This window comes from Lysobacter sp. OAE881 (assembly GCF_040546665.1).
GTDB lineage: Bacteria > Pseudomonadota > Gammaproteobacteria > Xanthomonadales > Xanthomonadaceae > Lysobacter_J > Lysobacter_J soli.
On record NZ_JBEPOG010000001.1, the window covers coordinates 462376 to 477459 of the forward strand.

14 protein-coding genes are annotated in these 15084 nt (G+C 68.2%); 9 read left to right on the forward strand and 5 right to left on the reverse strand.

Features of this window, described 5'->3' with window-relative positions; all coding sequences use genetic code 11:
- The first annotated feature begins 101 nt into the window (after positions 1 to 101).
- Positions 102 to 977: an energy transducer TonB gene (locus ABIE51_RS02065; protein ID WP_192632041.1), complete on the forward strand. Its 876-nt coding sequence runs from the start codon at positions 102 to 104 to the stop codon at positions 975 to 977.
- 85 nt (positions 978 to 1062) lie between these two features.
- Here the strand turns inward: ABIE51_RS02065 and rho are convergent, their stop codons facing one another.
- Together rho and trxA are read right to left on the reverse strand one after the other, a co-directional pair.
- Positions 1063 to 2730, reverse strand: a complete 1668-nt coding sequence (gene rho / locus ABIE51_RS02070; RefSeq protein WP_192632042.1) for a transcription termination factor Rho — start codon at positions 2728 to 2730, stop codon at positions 1063 to 1065.
- Positions 2731 to 3033: 303 nt separating this feature from the next.
- Positions 3034 to 3360: a thioredoxin TrxA gene (trxA, locus tag ABIE51_RS02075; protein ID WP_115842696.1), complete on the reverse strand. Its 327-nt coding sequence runs from the start codon at positions 3358 to 3360 to the stop codon at positions 3034 to 3036.
- Between the two features lie 297 nt (positions 3361 to 3657).
- On the opposite strand from trxA, the gene rhlB reads away from it, so the two are divergent.
- The 7 genes from rhlB (at position 3658) to ABIE51_RS02110 (ending at position 10469) form a co-directional block, all read left to right on the forward strand.
- A complete protein-coding gene (gene rhlB, locus ABIE51_RS02080) occupies positions 3658 to 5388 on the forward strand; it encodes an ATP-dependent RNA helicase RhlB (RefSeq protein WP_192632043.1) in 1731 nt (576 codons plus the stop codon).
- Positions 5389 to 5527: 139 nt separating this feature from the next.
- Entirely contained in the window at positions 5528 to 6214 is a 687-nt protein-coding gene (ftsE, locus tag ABIE51_RS02085) for a cell division ATP-binding protein FtsE (RefSeq protein ID WP_115842694.1), read from the forward strand.
- Positions 6211 to 7164 (forward strand): permease-like cell division protein FtsX, encoded by a 954-nt coding sequence (ftsX, locus tag ABIE51_RS02090; RefSeq protein WP_232338497.1) that lies wholly within the window; start codon positions 6211 to 6213, stop codon positions 7162 to 7164. The genes ftsE and ftsX overlap by 4 nt, the downstream gene beginning before the upstream one ends.
- The gene (locus ABIE51_RS02095; protein ID WP_115842693.1) at positions 7161 to 8000 is read left to right on the forward strand and encodes a response regulator; all 840 of its coding nucleotides are present in this window, start codon (positions 7161 to 7163) and stop codon (positions 7998 to 8000) included. The genes ftsX and ABIE51_RS02095 overlap by 4 nt, the downstream gene beginning before the upstream one ends.
- The gene (gene ung, locus ABIE51_RS02100) at positions 7997 to 8716 is read left to right on the forward strand and encodes a uracil-DNA glycosylase (protein ID WP_192632044.1); all 720 of its coding nucleotides are present in this window, start codon (positions 7997 to 7999) and stop codon (positions 8714 to 8716) included. The genes ABIE51_RS02095 and ung overlap by 4 nt, the downstream gene beginning before the upstream one ends.
- Positions 8717 to 8983: 267 nt before the next feature.
- Entirely contained in the window at positions 8984 to 9859 is an 876-nt protein-coding gene (rpoH, locus tag ABIE51_RS02105) for an RNA polymerase sigma factor RpoH (RefSeq protein WP_115842691.1), read from the forward strand.
- Positions 9860 to 10004: 145 nt separating this feature from the next.
- The gene (locus tag ABIE51_RS02110) at positions 10005 to 10469 is read left to right on the forward strand and encodes a DUF1203 domain-containing protein (RefSeq protein WP_192632045.1); all 465 of its coding nucleotides are present in this window, start codon (positions 10005 to 10007) and stop codon (positions 10467 to 10469) included.
- Here the strand turns inward: ABIE51_RS02110 and ABIE51_RS02115 are convergent.
- The 3 genes from ABIE51_RS02115 to tal form a co-directional block, all read right to left on the reverse strand.
- Positions 10453 to 11736, reverse strand: coding sequence for an NAD(P)/FAD-dependent oxidoreductase (locus tag ABIE51_RS02115; RefSeq protein WP_192632046.1), 1284 nt, complete (start codon positions 11734 to 11736; stop codon positions 10453 to 10455). The two genes, ABIE51_RS02110 and ABIE51_RS02115, sit on opposite strands and share 17 nt — an antisense overlap.
- Complete coding sequence (locus ABIE51_RS02120; protein ID WP_354503287.1) at positions 11733 to 13058, reverse strand: MFS transporter; 1326 nt, start codon at positions 13056 to 13058, stop codon at positions 11733 to 11735. The genes ABIE51_RS02115 and ABIE51_RS02120 overlap by 4 nt, the downstream gene beginning before the upstream one ends.
- Positions 13059 to 13166: 108 nt before the next feature.
- Positions 13167 to 14117 carry a transaldolase gene (tal, locus tag ABIE51_RS02125; RefSeq protein ID WP_115842687.1) on the reverse strand — a complete coding sequence of 317 codons (951 nt, stop codon included), beginning with the start codon at positions 14115 to 14117 and terminating at the stop codon, positions 13167 to 13169.
- A 168-nt stretch (positions 14118 to 14285) separates the two neighbouring features.
- On the opposite strand from tal, the gene ABIE51_RS02130 reads away from it, so the two are divergent.
- Positions 14286 to 15053 carry an NYN domain-containing protein gene (locus ABIE51_RS02130; protein WP_192632048.1) on the forward strand — a complete coding sequence of 256 codons (768 nt, stop codon included), beginning with the start codon at positions 14286 to 14288 and terminating at the stop codon, positions 15051 to 15053.
- Positions 15054 to 15084: the final 31 nt, after the last annotated feature.

Sequence of the window (15084 nt, forward strand, 5' to 3'; positions counted from 1 at the left end):
GCCTCCGTTTCCCGGATTATGCCCACCGATACGTGGCTGCGGCGTTTCCTTGCGGACAACAGTGAAACGCGATTTGATGGCGTCCACTAGGGAGGGGTGCCATGGGGAAATTGGAACGGATGTACAGGGCGGCCGGACTGGCCTTCGTATTGGTGGCTTGCGTGCTGCACGGCAGTGCGGTCGCCGGGGGGCGCGACGAGATCCGCAAGCAGGCCGAAATGAGCATGCTGCTCACCGGAAGCATCGAGATTGACCGCGATGGCAGCGTCGCGAAATACGAGCTCGATAATGCAGGCGACCTGCCACCGGTCGCGGCACGGATCATGGACCGGGCGAGCGCGACGTGGCGCTTCGATCCCGTGATCATCGACGGCAAGCCGGTTCGCGCACGTACCGCGATGAGCGTTCGCCTGGCGGCCAAGCCGCGCGAGAACTCCGAAGGCTTCGACGTACGCATCTCGGCCGCTAACTTCGGCGAGCCGGGCGAAGGCGAATGGGTGACTAGCAAGGGCCGGCTCCTGCGGCCGAAGTATCCGCCGCAGGCGGCTGCTGGCGGCGTGCGCGGCACGGTCTACGTCGTGGTACGCATCGGACGCGATGGAAAGGTGGAGGACGCGATGGCCGAGCAGGTCAACCTGGGCGCCGTCGACCGTACCGAAGCCGCGATGCAGCGCTGGCGGGACACGCTGGCCGATGCATCCCTGCAGGCGGCACGCCGCTGGACGTTCGTGCCGCCGACGCGAGGCGAAGAAGCCGATGCGCCGTTCTGGCTGGCGCGCGTTCCCGTCTCGTACCTGCTCCCGGGCGACAAGGTGCCGGTCCCAGGCAAATGGGAAACCTACATCCCCGGTCCGCGCCAGAGCGCGCCCTGGCTCGGCGGCATTGACACCTCCCTTGGCGCCGACGCGGTGGCTGGCGACGGCATCTTTCCGCTCAAGGGCGGTCCGCGTTTGCTGACGCCGCTCAACGGAAGCTGAGGCACGCGCCGCGTTGCGAGTCCGGTGTGACAAACAAAACGCCCCGCAATGCGGGGCGTTTCGTTGATGCGACCTGCGAGTGCGATCAGCGCTTCATCGAGCTGAAGAACTCGTCGTTCGACTTGGTCGTCTTCATCTTGTCCAGCAGGAACTCCATCGCACCGATCTCGTCCATGCCGTGCAGCAGCTTGCGCAGGATCCAGATCTTCTGCAGCAGTTCCGGCTCGATCAGCAGGTCTTCGCGACGCGTGCCGGAGCGGTTGATGTTGATGGCCGGATAGACGCGCTTCTCGGCGATGCGGCGGTCGAGGTGCACTTCGGAGTTGCCGGTGCCCTTGAACTCTTCGTAGATCACCTCGTCCATCTTGCTGCCGGTGTCGATCAGCGCGGTGGCGATGATGGTCAGCGAACCGCCTTCCTCCACGTTACGCGCGGCGCCGAAGAAACGCTTCGGACGATGCAGCGCGTTCGCGTCGACACCGCCGGTGAGCACCTTGCCCGAGGACGGCACGACGTTGTTGTATGCGCGCGCCAGTCGGGTGATGGAGTCGAGCAGGATCACGACGTCCTTCTTGTGCTCGACCAGGCGCTTGGCGCGCTCGATCACCATTTCGGCGACCTGCACGTGGCGGCCGGCGGGTTCGTCGAAGGTGGAGGAGACCACTTCGCCGCGCACGGTGCGCTGCATTTCGGTCACTTCTTCCGGGCGCTCGTCGACGAGCAGCACGATCAGGTGGACGTCCGGATGATTGCTGGTGATGGCCGTGGCCACCTGCTGCATCATCATCGTCTTGCCCGCCTTGGGCGGCGAAACGATCAGCGCGCGCTGGCCTTTGCCCTGCGGCGCCATCAGGTCGAGGATGCGGCCGGTGATGTCCTCGGTCGAACCGTCGCCGCGTTCCAGGCGGAAGCGCTTGCGCGGGAACAGCGGGGTGAGGTTCTCGAACAGGACCTTGTTCTTCGACGCTTCCAGCGGCTCGCCGTTGATCGTGTCGACCACGGCCAGCGCGAAGTAGCGTTCGCCATCCTTCGGCCAGCGGATGCGGCCGGACAGGTGGTCGCCGGTGCGCAGGTTGAAGCGGCGGATCTGGCTGGGCGATATGTACACGTCGTCCGGGCCGGCCAGGTAGCTGGCCTCGGCCGCGCGCAGGAAGCCGAAGCCGTCGGGCAGGATTTCCAGCACGCCGTCGGCAGCGACGCCTTCGCCATGGCGGGTCAGCACCTTCAGGACGGCGAAGATGACGTCCTGCTTGCGGGCGCGGGCGACGCCTTCCTGGATCTGCAGCTGGTCGGCCACGTCCAGCAGCTTCGGCGTGGGCATGCGCTTGAGGTCGCCCAGCGAGTACTGCGGGAAGCCTTCCGGGACCTGCGGGTGCGGGCGGGGAACGAAGTTCTCGCCATTGCCGCCGTCGTCCTGCATGCCGCCGTTCTGGTCGCGGTAGCGCTCGCGCTGGCGTTCGCGGCGGTTGCGGAAACGGTCGCGACGGTTATTGCCCCCGCGGTTGTCGTCGCGGCCCTCGCGGTGCTGGCCGCCTTCGCCGCCCTGGGCAGAGGCGCCTTCGGCGCGCGGTTCGGAAGAGGAGGAGGCAGGCGCTTCGGCGGCCGGGGCCGGCGCTTCGGCGCGCGGCGCGGGTGCCTGGGTGGGAGCCGGTGCGGAGTCGGCGGCCGGCGCGTTGTCGGCGGCCTTGCTCACGCGTGCCTTGCGCACGCGCTTCTCGGCGACTTCGCCGGCGTCAGGGGTGTTATCGGACAAGCAGGGAATCCTCGCTAAGCGGCGAGCGCTCGCAGAGGGCGAGCGGAACGTCAGGGACGATGGTTTCGAAAGTGGGGTGCGGCGGCAGACGGGTCCGGATGGTGAGGTCGCGGAAGGTCAGCAACGCCGGGTGGAATGAAACTAGCACTGCCATCGCGCCGCGGCAAGCGCCGGGACAGGGCTGGTTCAGATGGCCGGGGCCGGCGGGAAACCGTGCGGCGACAGGCCTTTGGGGCAGGACGGGCGGGAATGGAAGCGTCCCGCAAACCCTCTCCCGGGCGGGAGAGGGCGGTGCGACAGGCGTCAGATCGCCTTGTCGATCATCTGGCTCAGCTGGGCCTTGCCGACGGCGCCGATCTGGGTCGCCTGGACCTGCCCGTTCTTGAACAGCAGCAGCATCGGGATCGAGCGCACGTGGTACTTCATCGCCGTGGCGCGGTTGTGGTCCACGTTGACCTTGGCGATCTTGACCTTGCCGTCGTACGCGGCGGCCAGTTCGTCCAGAGCGGGGGCGATCATCTTGCAGGGACCGCACCATTCGGCCCAGAAATCGACCAGCACCGGTTCGGACGACTGCAGCACGGCGGCGTCGAAGTCGGCATCGCCAACGTGCAAAATTTTCTCGCTCACGGGACTCTCCTGCGGATGGGGCATGGCGGACGACCCCCGGAGGGCCGTCCCACGGACGGGTGAACGACCCGGCGGGGCCCACGGGCGTGCCGGATCGGTCGTTACGGTAAACTGGGGCGTTTCGCGGGGACTTCAAGCCCGGACCAGCGGTCCGATCGGCCGGTTTCCGACCCCTTTCCGAGCCGGCGCCCGAGCGGGCCCGGCCCCGGCAGTCTGCGATGCGGACGCCACCCACGCAAGCGCGCCAACGCAACATTGCATGCTGCAACTGCACGGCGCGCGCGGACTTCGAATCTGATGAGCGACAAGCCTCTAACCGACGTTTCCTTTTCTTCTTTCGACCTGCATCCGAGCCTGCTGGCCGGGCTCGAAGCCGCCGGCTTCACCCGCTGCACGCCGATCCAGGCGCTGACGCTTCCCATCGCGCTGCAGGGCCGCGATGTCGCCGGCCAGGCGCAGACCGGCACGGGCAAGACGCTGGCCTTCCTGGTCGCGGTGATGAACCGCCTGCTGACGCGTCCGGCGCTGGCCGAGCGCAAGCCCGAAGACCCGCGTGCGCTGATCCTCGCGCCGACGCGCGAACTCGCCATCCAGATCCACAAGGACGCGGTGAAGTTCGGCTCCGACCTCGGCCTGAAGTTCGCCCTGGTCTACGGCGGAGTCGATTACGACAAGCAGCGCGAGCTGCTGCAGAAGGGCGCCGACATCATCATCGCCACGCCCGGCCGCCTGATCGACTACGTCAAGCAGCACAAGGTCGTGTCGCTGCACGCCTGCGAGATCTGCGTGCTCGACGAAGCCGACCGCATGTTCGACCTGGGCTTCATCAAGGACATCCGCTTCCTGCTGCGCCGCATGCCGATCCGCACCGAACGCCAGACGCTGCTGTTCAGCGCAACGCTCAGCCATCGCGTGCTGGAGCTCGCGTACGAGCACATGAACGAGCCGGAGAAGCTCGTCGTCGAGGCCGAGACCGTCACCGCGGCGCGCGTGCGCCAGAAGGTGTTCTTCCCGGCCGACGACGAGAAGATCCCGCTGCTGCTCGGCCTGCTCTCGCGCAGCGAAGGCGCGCGGACGATGGTGTTCGTCAACACCAAGGCGTTCGTCGAACGCGTCGCGCGTGCGCTGGAAAAGGGCGGTTACCGCGTCGGCGTGCTGTCCGGCGACGTGCCGCAGAAGAAGCGCGAGACGCTGCTCAACCGCTTCCAGAAGGGCCAGCTGGAAATCCTCGTCGCCACCGACGTGGCCGCGCGCGGCCTGCACATCGACGGCGTCTCGCACGTCTACAACTACGACCTGCCGTTCGACGCGGAAGACTACGTCCACCGCATCGGCCGCACGGCGCGCCTGGGCGCGGAAGGCGACGCGATCAGCTTCGCCTGCGAGCGCTATGCGATGTCGCTGCCGGACATCGAGGCCTACATCGAACAGAAGCTGCCGGTGGCGGCGGTCGAGGCCGACATGCTGGTCGCCATCCCGCGCCCGCCGCGCGAAGTGCCGGAAGGCGCCGAAGGCGAGGGCGAGAACGAAAGCATCGGTTCGATCTTCAAGGAAGCGCGCGAGCAGCGCGCGGCCGATGAGGAGCGCCGTGGCGGTGGCCGCAGCCGTGGCGGCAAGCCGGGCGGCGGTCGCAGCGAGGGCCGTCGTGAAGGCGGTCGTCGTGAAGGTGGTCGTGCGGAAGGCCGCGAAGGCGCGCCGCGTGGCGAGCGCAAGCCGCGTCCGCAGCCGGTGGTCGATGCCGCCGCGCAGGCGCACCAGGCCGTAGAGGCCGCGACGCCGCCGACCGGCGATGCCGAACGCGCGCCGCGCAAGCGCCGTCGCCGTCGTGGCGGTCGCCGCATCGAGGGTGCCGAAGCCGCCACGCAGGCCGCCGCGCCCGCACAGGCCGCACCGAAGTCGCCGACCCAGGTCCACGCGCAGAAGGCCGCCAAGGCCGCGGCGAAGGACGGCGACAAGCTCGGCCTGCTCCATCGCATCGGCCGCGGCCTGAAGTCGCTGATCTCGCGTTCGCCGCGCAGCCAGCATTGAGTTCCACGCTGGCGCCGCACGCATCCGGCGCCAGCCTCGCGAACCGCGTCGCGGTTTGCGCGCCTGCCGCGGATTTCGCCCTAGCCAGCGCCGCCCGTGCCGCCGATACTGGGCGGCACGAGTGGGTACACGGTGAGCGATGAGCGTCCTGCGCTTCGACAACGTCAGCAAGCGGTACGACGGCGGCCACGACGCGTTGAGCGAAGTGAGCTTCGACGTCGCGCAGGGCGAAATGCTGTTCGTCACCGGTCATTCGGGCGCGGGCAAGAGCACGCTGCTCAAGCTGATCCATCTTTCCGAACGCCCCAGCCGCGGCGCCGTCGTCTTCGGCGACCGCAACCTGCTGAAGGTACGTGGCCGCCGCATCGCGCTGCATCGGCGTGAGGTCGGCGTGGTGTTCCAGGACCATCGCCTGCTCGGCGACCGCAGCGTCGCCGACAACGTCGCGTTGCCGCTGATCCTGCGCGGCATGCGTCGCGCCGACATCGGCAAGCGCGTGCGCGCGGTGCTCGACAAGGTCTCGCTCGGCGCCCGCGCCAACGCACTGCCGTCGCAGCTGTCGGCCGGTGAACAGCAGCGCGTCGGCATCGCCCGTGCGATCGTCGGCGAACCGCGCCTGCTGGTCGCCGACGAACCTACCGGCAACCTCGATCCCACGCTGTCGGCCGAGATCATGGCGCTGTTCGAATCGCTGCCGGAACTCGGCACCAGCGTGCTCGTCGCCAGCCACGACCTCGCGCTGGTCAAGCGCATGAAGAAGCGCGTGCTTGTGCTCAATCAGGGTCGCCTGGTCGACGACATCTCGCCACAGGACCTCGCCCAGTGAGCGCGCCGACCGCCAATGCCTCGACCCGCCCGGCGCGTCCGAACTCGCGTCTTGGCACGTGGTTCGACCATCACGTCTACAGCCTCGTCGCCAGCGTCGGCCGCATGCTGCGCAAGCCGTGGGCGACCGCGCTGACCATCGGCGTGATGGCGGTCGCGATCACGCTGCCGCTCGGGCTGTGGGCCGCGCTCGGCAACGTCGAACGCTTCACCGGAACGGTGGAACAGTCGCGGCAGATCAGCCTGTTCCTGAAGCCGCAGGTGACGGTCGATCGCGCCCGCGCGCTGGCCGAGCAGCTCCGCGGTCGCGGCGACATCGCCACGCTCGACCTGCGCACGCCCGAGCAGGGCATGGAAGAACTGCGCCGCAGCAGCGGCCTGGGCGAGGCGATCAGCGCGGTGGACGGCAATCCCCTGCCGAGCGTGCTGGTCGTGACGCCGAAGGGCGACGAGACGACGCTCGCCGAATCGCTGCGCACGTTGCCGGATGTCGACGTCGTACAGCACGACGCCGCATGGCGCCAGCGCCTGGACCAGTGGCTGCGCTTCGGCGTGCGGCTGGCATGGGTGCTGGCGGCGCTGCTCGGCGTGGGCGCGCTGCTCGTGGTCGGCAATACCGTCCGGCTCGACATCCAGTCGCGTCGCGATGAAATCGCGGTGCTGCAGCAGCTCGGCGCCACCGACGGCTTCATCCGCCGCCCGTTCCTGTACCTGGGCTTGAGCTATGGACTGGCCGCAGGCCTGATCGCGCTCGGCCTGCTGACCGCCGCCGACCGCGCGCTGCGCGAACCGCTCGCCGCGCTCGCGCAGAGTTACGGAAGCCAGTTCGCGCTGCACGGCTTCGACCTGCTCGACGCCGTCGCCATCGTGATCGGCTCGGGCGTGCTCGGCTGGATCGGCGCCGGCCTTGTCGCCGGCCACTACCTGCGCCAGACGCGCCCGACGACATGAGCCAGGACCTTCGCCATCTCGCCAACGCCGCGCCCCGGATCATGGTGGTCGACGGCTCCAAGCTGGTGCGCAAGCTCATCGGCGACGTGCTGACGCGCGAGCTGAGCGACGCCGTCGTCGTGCCCTGCGCCGGTATCGCCGAAGCGCGTGCCGCGCTCGCCAGTGGCGCGGTCGACCTGGTCACCACGTCGCTCGTGCTGCCCGACGGCGACGGCATCGCGCTGGCGCGCGCCGTTCGCGAATCGGCGGGGCAGGCGTACGTGCCGATCATCGTCGTCTCCGGCGATGCGCAGTCGCACCTGGAATCGCGCCGTTTCACCGAAGACGTCACCGACTACTTCGACAAGGCGCTGGGCCACACCGCGCTGGCCGCGTTCATCCGTGGCTACGTGCAGCCCCAACCCATTCCGGGTGCGCGCGTCCTCTACGTCGAAGACAGCAAGGTCGTCGCGCTGGCGACCAAGCGCATGCTCGAACGCCATGGCCTGACGGTGCTGCACTTCGTCGGCGTGGAAGAGGCGCTGGAATTCCTTGAAGCGCGCCGTGGGCAGGACGACGTCGGCTGCGACCTCGTGCTGACCGACGTCTACCTGAAGGGCGCACTGAGCGGCAATGACCTGCTCGCCCGGCTGCGCGAGGACTTCGGCTACGGCAAGCGCCGGCTGCCGGTGCTGGTGATGACCGGCGACGGCAATGCCGACAACCAGAGCGCGCTGATCCGTGCGGGCGCCAACGACCTGGTGCTCAAGCCGATCGAGGAGCGCCTGCTGGTCACCAAGACGCTGTTCCAGCTGCGGCTGGCGCGGCTGCCCGAGCCGACGACGCTGGACGCATGAACGACGCGGCGGACAGCGGCGATCGCATCCGGCTGGACCCGTCATGGAAGGCGAAAGTCGGCGACTACCTGCAACGTCCCGACATGCAGCAGCTGTCGGGCTTCCTGCGCGACCGCAAGGCCGCCGGCGCGCGGATCTTCCCGCCGGGGCCGAACATCTTCGCCGCCTTCGACGCCACGCCGTTCGACCAGGTGAAGGTCGTGATCCTCGGGCAGGACCCGTACCACGGGGCCGGGCAGGCCCACGGGCTGTGCTTCTCCGTGCAGCCGGGCGTGCCCGTACCGCCGTCGCTGGACAACATCTTCAAGGAAATCGAGCGCGACCTCGGCGTCGCCCGCCCGGACCACGGCTGTCTGTTGCCGTGGGCGCGGCAGGGCGTGCTGATGCTCAACGCCGTGTTGACCGTCGAGGAAGGGCGCGCCGGGGCGCATCAGGGCAAGGGCTGGGAAGGCTTTACCGACCACGTCGTCGACGTGCTCAACCGCGAGCGCGAAAGCCTGGTCTTCATGCTCTGGGGCAGCTACGCGCAGGCCAAGGGCAAGGTCATCGACCCGCGCCGGCACAGGGTGCTGAAGGCGCCGCACCCCTCGCCCCTGTCGGCCTACCGGGGCTTCATCGGCTCCGGCCATTTCTCGGCCGCCAACGAGTACCTCGTCCGCCACGGCAAGACGCCCATCGACTGGTCCTTGCCCGGGCGCGCTGCCCTGACCCCCTGAACGCCGGCTGGGCGGCCTCATCGGTCTTGCGGAAAACGATTTCGGCCCAATGAACTTCCGAGGCTTGTTCGGGTCTATGAACCGGTGCGCGGGAACGTTCCGGTCATGCAATCCAGACACTCCGCTCACGCACCAAGTGATTGATTTGCAAGCCTTGCATGGCGCGCGCTCGACGATTGAGCCCGTCCGGGGTTTGTCCCACCCATGAAACACTGAGGCCCTTTCGACCTTTAGCAGAGCCCTATTTCGACTGCTAAGATGACCCCCATGACCCAGAACACGCTCACCCTCCCGCTGGTCTCCAACAACCTTCCGGTGCCGAGTGCGCTCGGTTCGCTGGACGCCTACGTCAACGCCGTGCACCGCATCCCGGTGCTCACCGCGGAAGACGAGCAGGCGCTGGCGCGTCGATTCCGCGACGGCGAGGACCTCGATGCCGCCCGCGAGCTGGTGCATTCGCACCTGCGCTTCGTGGTGCACGTCGCGCGTGGCTACAACGGCTACGGCCTGCAGCTGGGCGACCTTATCCAGGAAGGCAACATCGGCCTGATGAAGGCGGTCAAGCGCTTCGACCCCGACCAGGGCGTGCGCCTGGTGTCCTTCGCCGTGCACTGGATCCGTGCCGAGATGCACGAGTTCATCCTGAAGAACTGGCGCATCGTGAAGGTCGCCACGACCAAGGCGCAGCGCAAGCTGTTCTTCAACCTGCGCAAGTCCAAGACCCGCCTGGGCTGGATGAACGCAGAGGAAGTCCGCGCCGTCGCCCAGGACCTCAACGTGTCCGAGCGCGAAGTGCTGGAGATGGAATCGCGCCTGTCGGGCCGCGACATCGGCTTCGATGCGCCGGACGATGACGACGACAACGCTCCGCCGTCGCCGGTCGCGTACCTGCGTACCGATGCCGAGGATCCGTCGCAGACCTACGAGCGTGAGGACGAGGAAGACAACCACCTCGCCCTGCTGCGCGAAGGCCTGTCGGGTCTGGACCAGCGCTCGCGCGACATCGTCAAGCGCCGCTGGCTGGATTCGGAAAGCAAGATCACGCTGCAGGAACTGGCCGACGAATACGGCGTCAGCGCCGAGCGCATCCGCCAGATCGAAGCCAACGCGCTGAAGAAGATGCGCGCGCTGTTCGCGGCGTAAGCCTCCAGCGATTCGATGCATCGAAACGGCCCGGGAAACCGGGCCGTTTTCTTTTCCGCGCTGGCAAGCGTTGCTCGCCACAAGGATCGGATATCGAGCCCCGCGCGATGCGCCGAACATGGCCGCATCCACCGGGAGCCCTGCCATGTTCCGCATCCACGCGCTGCCAGCCGCGCAGTTCCAGCCCTTGTTCGCGTTGTCCGACGACGCGCTCGCAACGCGCGACATCCGTTCCGTCGTCGCCGACGAAGCGCATTCGTTCCCGTGTCGCGTGAGCCTGCGCGATGCCGAGCCCGGCGAGCGCCTGCTCCTGCTGCCGTACGAACACCACGCCGTGGCGACACCGTATCGCGCATCGGGTCCGATCTTCGTTCGCGAAGCCGCCACTGACGCGGCCTTCGACGCCGGCGAAGTGCCGGACCAGCTGCGCCGCCGCCTGCTGTCGGTCCGTGCGTACGGCGACGGCCTGATGCGCATCGCCGACGTGGTCGAAGGCAAGGAGATCGAAACGCTCGTCGCGAAGTTCCTCGCCCGAGCAGACGTCGACACACTGCACGTGCACTTCGCGCGCTACGGCTGCTACGCGTGCCGCGTCACTCGCGCGGACTGACCGCTCCGCGCGGTGGATCGCGACCCAGGATGATCCGCGCGTGCCGCTGGTAGCTCCAGTATGACCATGCCCAGTTGAGCAGCACGATCAGGCGGTTGCGGAAGCCGATCAGGAAGAACACGTGCGCGGCGAGCCAGAACCACCACGCGAGCAGGCCCGAGATCTTGAAGCCATGCAGGTCGACGACGGCCGCCATGCGGCCGATCGTCGCGAGGTTGCCGAAGTCGCGATAGCGGAACGCGGGCGTCGGCTTGCCGGCAAGCCGCGCCTTGATCGCCGCCGCCACGTGCGCGCCCATCTGCTTCGCCGCCGGCGCGACGCCGGGCACGGGCTTGCCGTCCTGCTGCACGCTGGCGAGGTCGCCGGCGACGAATATTTCCGGGTGCCCGGGCACGCTCAGGTCGGCTTCGACCGGCACGCGGCCCGCCCGATCGCGCGGAACGCCCAGCAGCGCGCCCAGCGGCGACGCGGCGACACCCGCTGCCCACAGCACCGTGCGCGACGGCACGAAGGTGTCGCCAAGCGTGTAACCGTTCGCGTCGATGGCGTTGACCGGCGTGCCGGTGACGACCTCGACGCCGAGTTTCTGCAACTGCCGGCGCGCCTTCTCCGACAGCGATTCGGGGAACGACGCCAGCACGCGCGGCCCGGCCTCGATCAAGCGCACGCGTGCGTGCGACGGATCGATGTTGCGGAATTCGCGCGTGAGCGTGTGGCGCGCGATCTCGGCGAGCGTTCCGGCAAGTTCCACGCCCGTCGGACCGCCGCCGACAACGGCGAAGTTCAGCCATGCATCGCGTTCGGCGGGATCGTCGCAGGCTTCAGCGCGTTCGAACGCGAGCAACAGGCGGCGACGGATCGCCAGCGCATCGTCCAGCGTCTTGAGCCCGGGTGCGTCGGCGCTCCATTCGTCGTGCCCGAAGTACGCGTGCGTGGCGCCGCTCGCGAGCAACAGATAGTCGTACGACATCGCGTCGCCATCGGCCAGCGACACTGTGCGCGCATGCGTGTCGATGCCGACCACTTCGCCCAGCCGCACTTCGACATTGCGCTGGTTGCGCAGGATGTGGCGCAGCGGCGCGGCGATGTCCGGCGACGACAAGCCCGCGGTCGCGACCTGGTACAGCAACGGCTGGAAGAGGTGGTGGTTGCGGCGATCGATGAGTGTGATGCGCACGTCGCTGCCGGCGAGCGCGCGCGTCGCCCACAGGCCACCGAATCCGCCGCCGACGATGATCACGTGCGGGCGCGGATCGGGCGAGGTCATGCGTGTTCTCCGGCGTTAGGAATGTCGTGGTCGCGATCGATGCGCGAATGCAGCTTCGTGTCGCGCATCAGCGCATACACGCCCAGCGAGACTGCGACGCACGCGGTCACGTAGACGTAGAACCACGATTCGTGGCCGATCTGCTTGAACCACAGCGCGATGTACTCGGCCGTGCCGCCGAACACCGATACGGTCAGCGCGTACGGCAGCCCGACGCCGAGCGCGCGGATGTGCGCGGGGAAGAGTTCGGCCTTCACCACCGCGTTGATCGAGGTGTAACCGCTGACGATCAGCAGGCCCGACATCACCCACACGAACGCATCCATCACCGTGCGCGACGCGGCGATGCCGCTCAGGATGGTGTAGGTGAACAGCGTGCCGAGGACGCCGAAGGCGATCAGGATGGGCCGGCGTCCGGTGCGGTCGGACAGCGCGCCCACGATCGGCTGCAGCAGCATGAACACGAACAGCGACACTGCGGAAATCAGCGTCGCGTCAGCCTTGCTGAAACCGCCGGTGTTCACCAGGAATTTCTGCGGATACGTCGTGAACGTGTAGAACGACAGCGTGCCGCCCATGGTCAGGCCGATCACCGTGAGCACTTCGCGCGGATGCTGCATCAGCACGCGCAGGCTCCCGCGCTGTTTCGTGTCGCGCGTGCGGGCGGCGGCGAAGGATTCGGTTTCCTGCATGCCGCGCCGCAGCCACAGCGCCGTCACCGCGCACAGCGCGCCGACCACGAACGGAATGCGCCAGCCCCAGTCGTGCAGTTGTTCTTCGGTGAGCAACGCGCGCTGCAACAGGACCAGAAGCGCAAGCGCGAGCAGCTGGCCCATCACGAGCGTCACGTACTGGAAGCTCGACCAGAAGCCGCGATGTTTCGACTGGGCCATCTCACTCAGATACGTCGCCGATGTGCCGTATTCCCCGCCGACGCTCAGGCCTTGCAGCAATCGCGCGAACACCAGCAGCGCGGGCGCCGCGATGCCGATGCGCTCGTAGCCGGGCGCCACCGCGATCAGCAGCGACCCGGCGCACATCAGCAGCACGGACAGCATCAATGCGGCTTTGCGGCCATGGCGATCGGCATAGAGACCCATTAGCCAGCCGCCGACGGGACGCATCAGGAAGCCGACTGCGAACACCGCCGCGGTGTCGAGCAGCTGCGCCGTGGTGTCGCCCTTGGGGAAGAAGTGCGGCGCGAAATAGATCGCGAAGGCGGAGTAGGCGTACCAGTCGTACCACTCGACCAGGTTGCCGACCGAGCCGCTGAAGATGCTGCGCAGGCGCTGGGTGGGTGTCATCGGGGCGGTGGCATCCATGCGCATAGTCTGCCCCAAGCGGTGGAATCGCGCGTTGACGCGTCCGCAAAAACAAGAAGCCCGGCCAATGCCGGGCTTCGTTGCAACGCAGGCTGCAGGCGGACCTGCTTACCCCAGTCGCGCCGCCAGCATCGCCTCCAGCTTGCGCTGGTCGGCGGCGAACTTGCGGATGCCGTCGGCGAGCTTGTCGGTCGCCATCGCGTCCTCGTTGTGCTCCCAGCGGAAGACGGGCTCGTCCATGCGGGCGGGAGCCGGCGCGCGTTCGCCGGTGTCGACCAGCGCACGCGGCACGTCGCCGGTGCCTTCGGCCAGCGCCTGCAGCAGGTCCGGCGAGATCGTCAGGCGATCGCAACCGGCCAGCGCCAGCACCTGCCCGGTGTTGCGGAAGCTCGCGCCCATCACGACGGTATTGAAGCCGTGGCGCTTGTAGTGGTGCCAGATGCGCGTGACCGACTGCACGCCCGGGTCGTCCTGCGGCGTCGCCGGCTTCTCGGCGCCGTTGGCCAGGTGCCAGTCGAGAATGCGGCCCACGAACGGCGAGATCAGGAACACGCCCGCTTCCGCACACGCCACGGCCTGGGCGAAGGAGAACAGCAGGGTGAGGTTGCAGTTGACGCCTTCGCGCTCGAGCTGCTCGGCGGCGCGGATGCCTTCCCACGTCGAGGCGATCTTGATCAGCAGCCGCTCGCGACCGATGCCGACCTGTTCGTACAGCGCGACCAGCTTGCGCGCCTGCGCGAGCGTGGCCTGCGTGTCGAAGCTGTGGCGCGCGTCCACTTCGGTGGAGACGCGGCCCGGGATGAGCTTGAGGATTTCCACGCCCACCGTGACGGCGAGCAGGTCGGCGGCGTCGGCCACGCGCGCGGTGAGGTCGGTACCGCGGGCCTGCGAGATCGCCGAATCGATCAGCGGCGCGTAGCGCGGCAGCGAGGCGGCCTTGAGCAGCAGCGACGGGTTGGTCGTGGCGTCGAGCGGGTGGAAACGTGCGATGGCGTCGATGTCGCCCGTGTCGGCGACGACCGCCGAATAGGCGCGGAGTTGTTCGAGCTGGCTGGTCATGTGGGGTTCGTCGGTTTCGTCGTGAATGCCGCCCCATTGTGGGGGATTGGGCGTGTACGGGGTAGCGCTAACCGGGGCTCGCACGTCGGCGCCCAGCGGTCGTCATCCCCGCGCGGGTCGCCTGCGCTAGGCTCGGCAAACCTGCCGAGAGCCGCTTCCGGAGCCGCCATGTCCGAACCCGAGCGCCGCATCGCCCTGCTCATCGACGCCGACAACGCGCCCGCCGCGAAGATCGACGTCATCCTGGCCGAGGTCGCCCGCCACGGCATCGCCAACGTCCGGCGCGCCTACGGCAACTGGAAGAGCCCGCACCTGAAAGGCTGGGAAGCGACGCTGCACGAGTACGCGATCCGGCCCATGCAGCAGTTCGCCTACAGCACCGGCAAGAACGCCTCCGACATGGCGATGGTCATCGACGCGATGGACCTGCTGTATGCGCGCAACCTGGACGGCTTCGCCATCGTCTCCAGCGATGCCGACTTCACGCCGCTGGTGATGCGCCTGCTGACCGACGGCATGAAGGTCTACGGCTTCGGCGAGAAGAAAACGCCGGAGGCCTTCCGCAATGCGTGCTCGAAGTTCACCTACCTGGAAGCGCTCGGCGGCGAGGCGCTGCCCGACAGCGCCGCGGCGACCCGGCCGAAGACCTCGCAGGAGCTCCGCAACGACACACGCCTGCTGCAGATGCTGCGCAGCGCGGTGGAAGCGGCCAGCGACGAGGACGGCTGGGCGCGCCTGAGCACGGTGGGCAGCCAGATCGGCAACCAGGCCTCGTTTGATCCGCGCAACTACGGCTACGGGAAACTCAGCGACCTGGTCGAGGCCATCGGCCTGTTCGAGAGCCGCCGCGAGAACCTGAACATCTGGGTCCGCAACCCGCCCAGGGGCGGTACGAAGAAAGCGGCAAAGAAGGCGACGAAGAAGACCGCCGGCTAGCCGTTCCGTTGCCCGGACCATAACGCCGGCG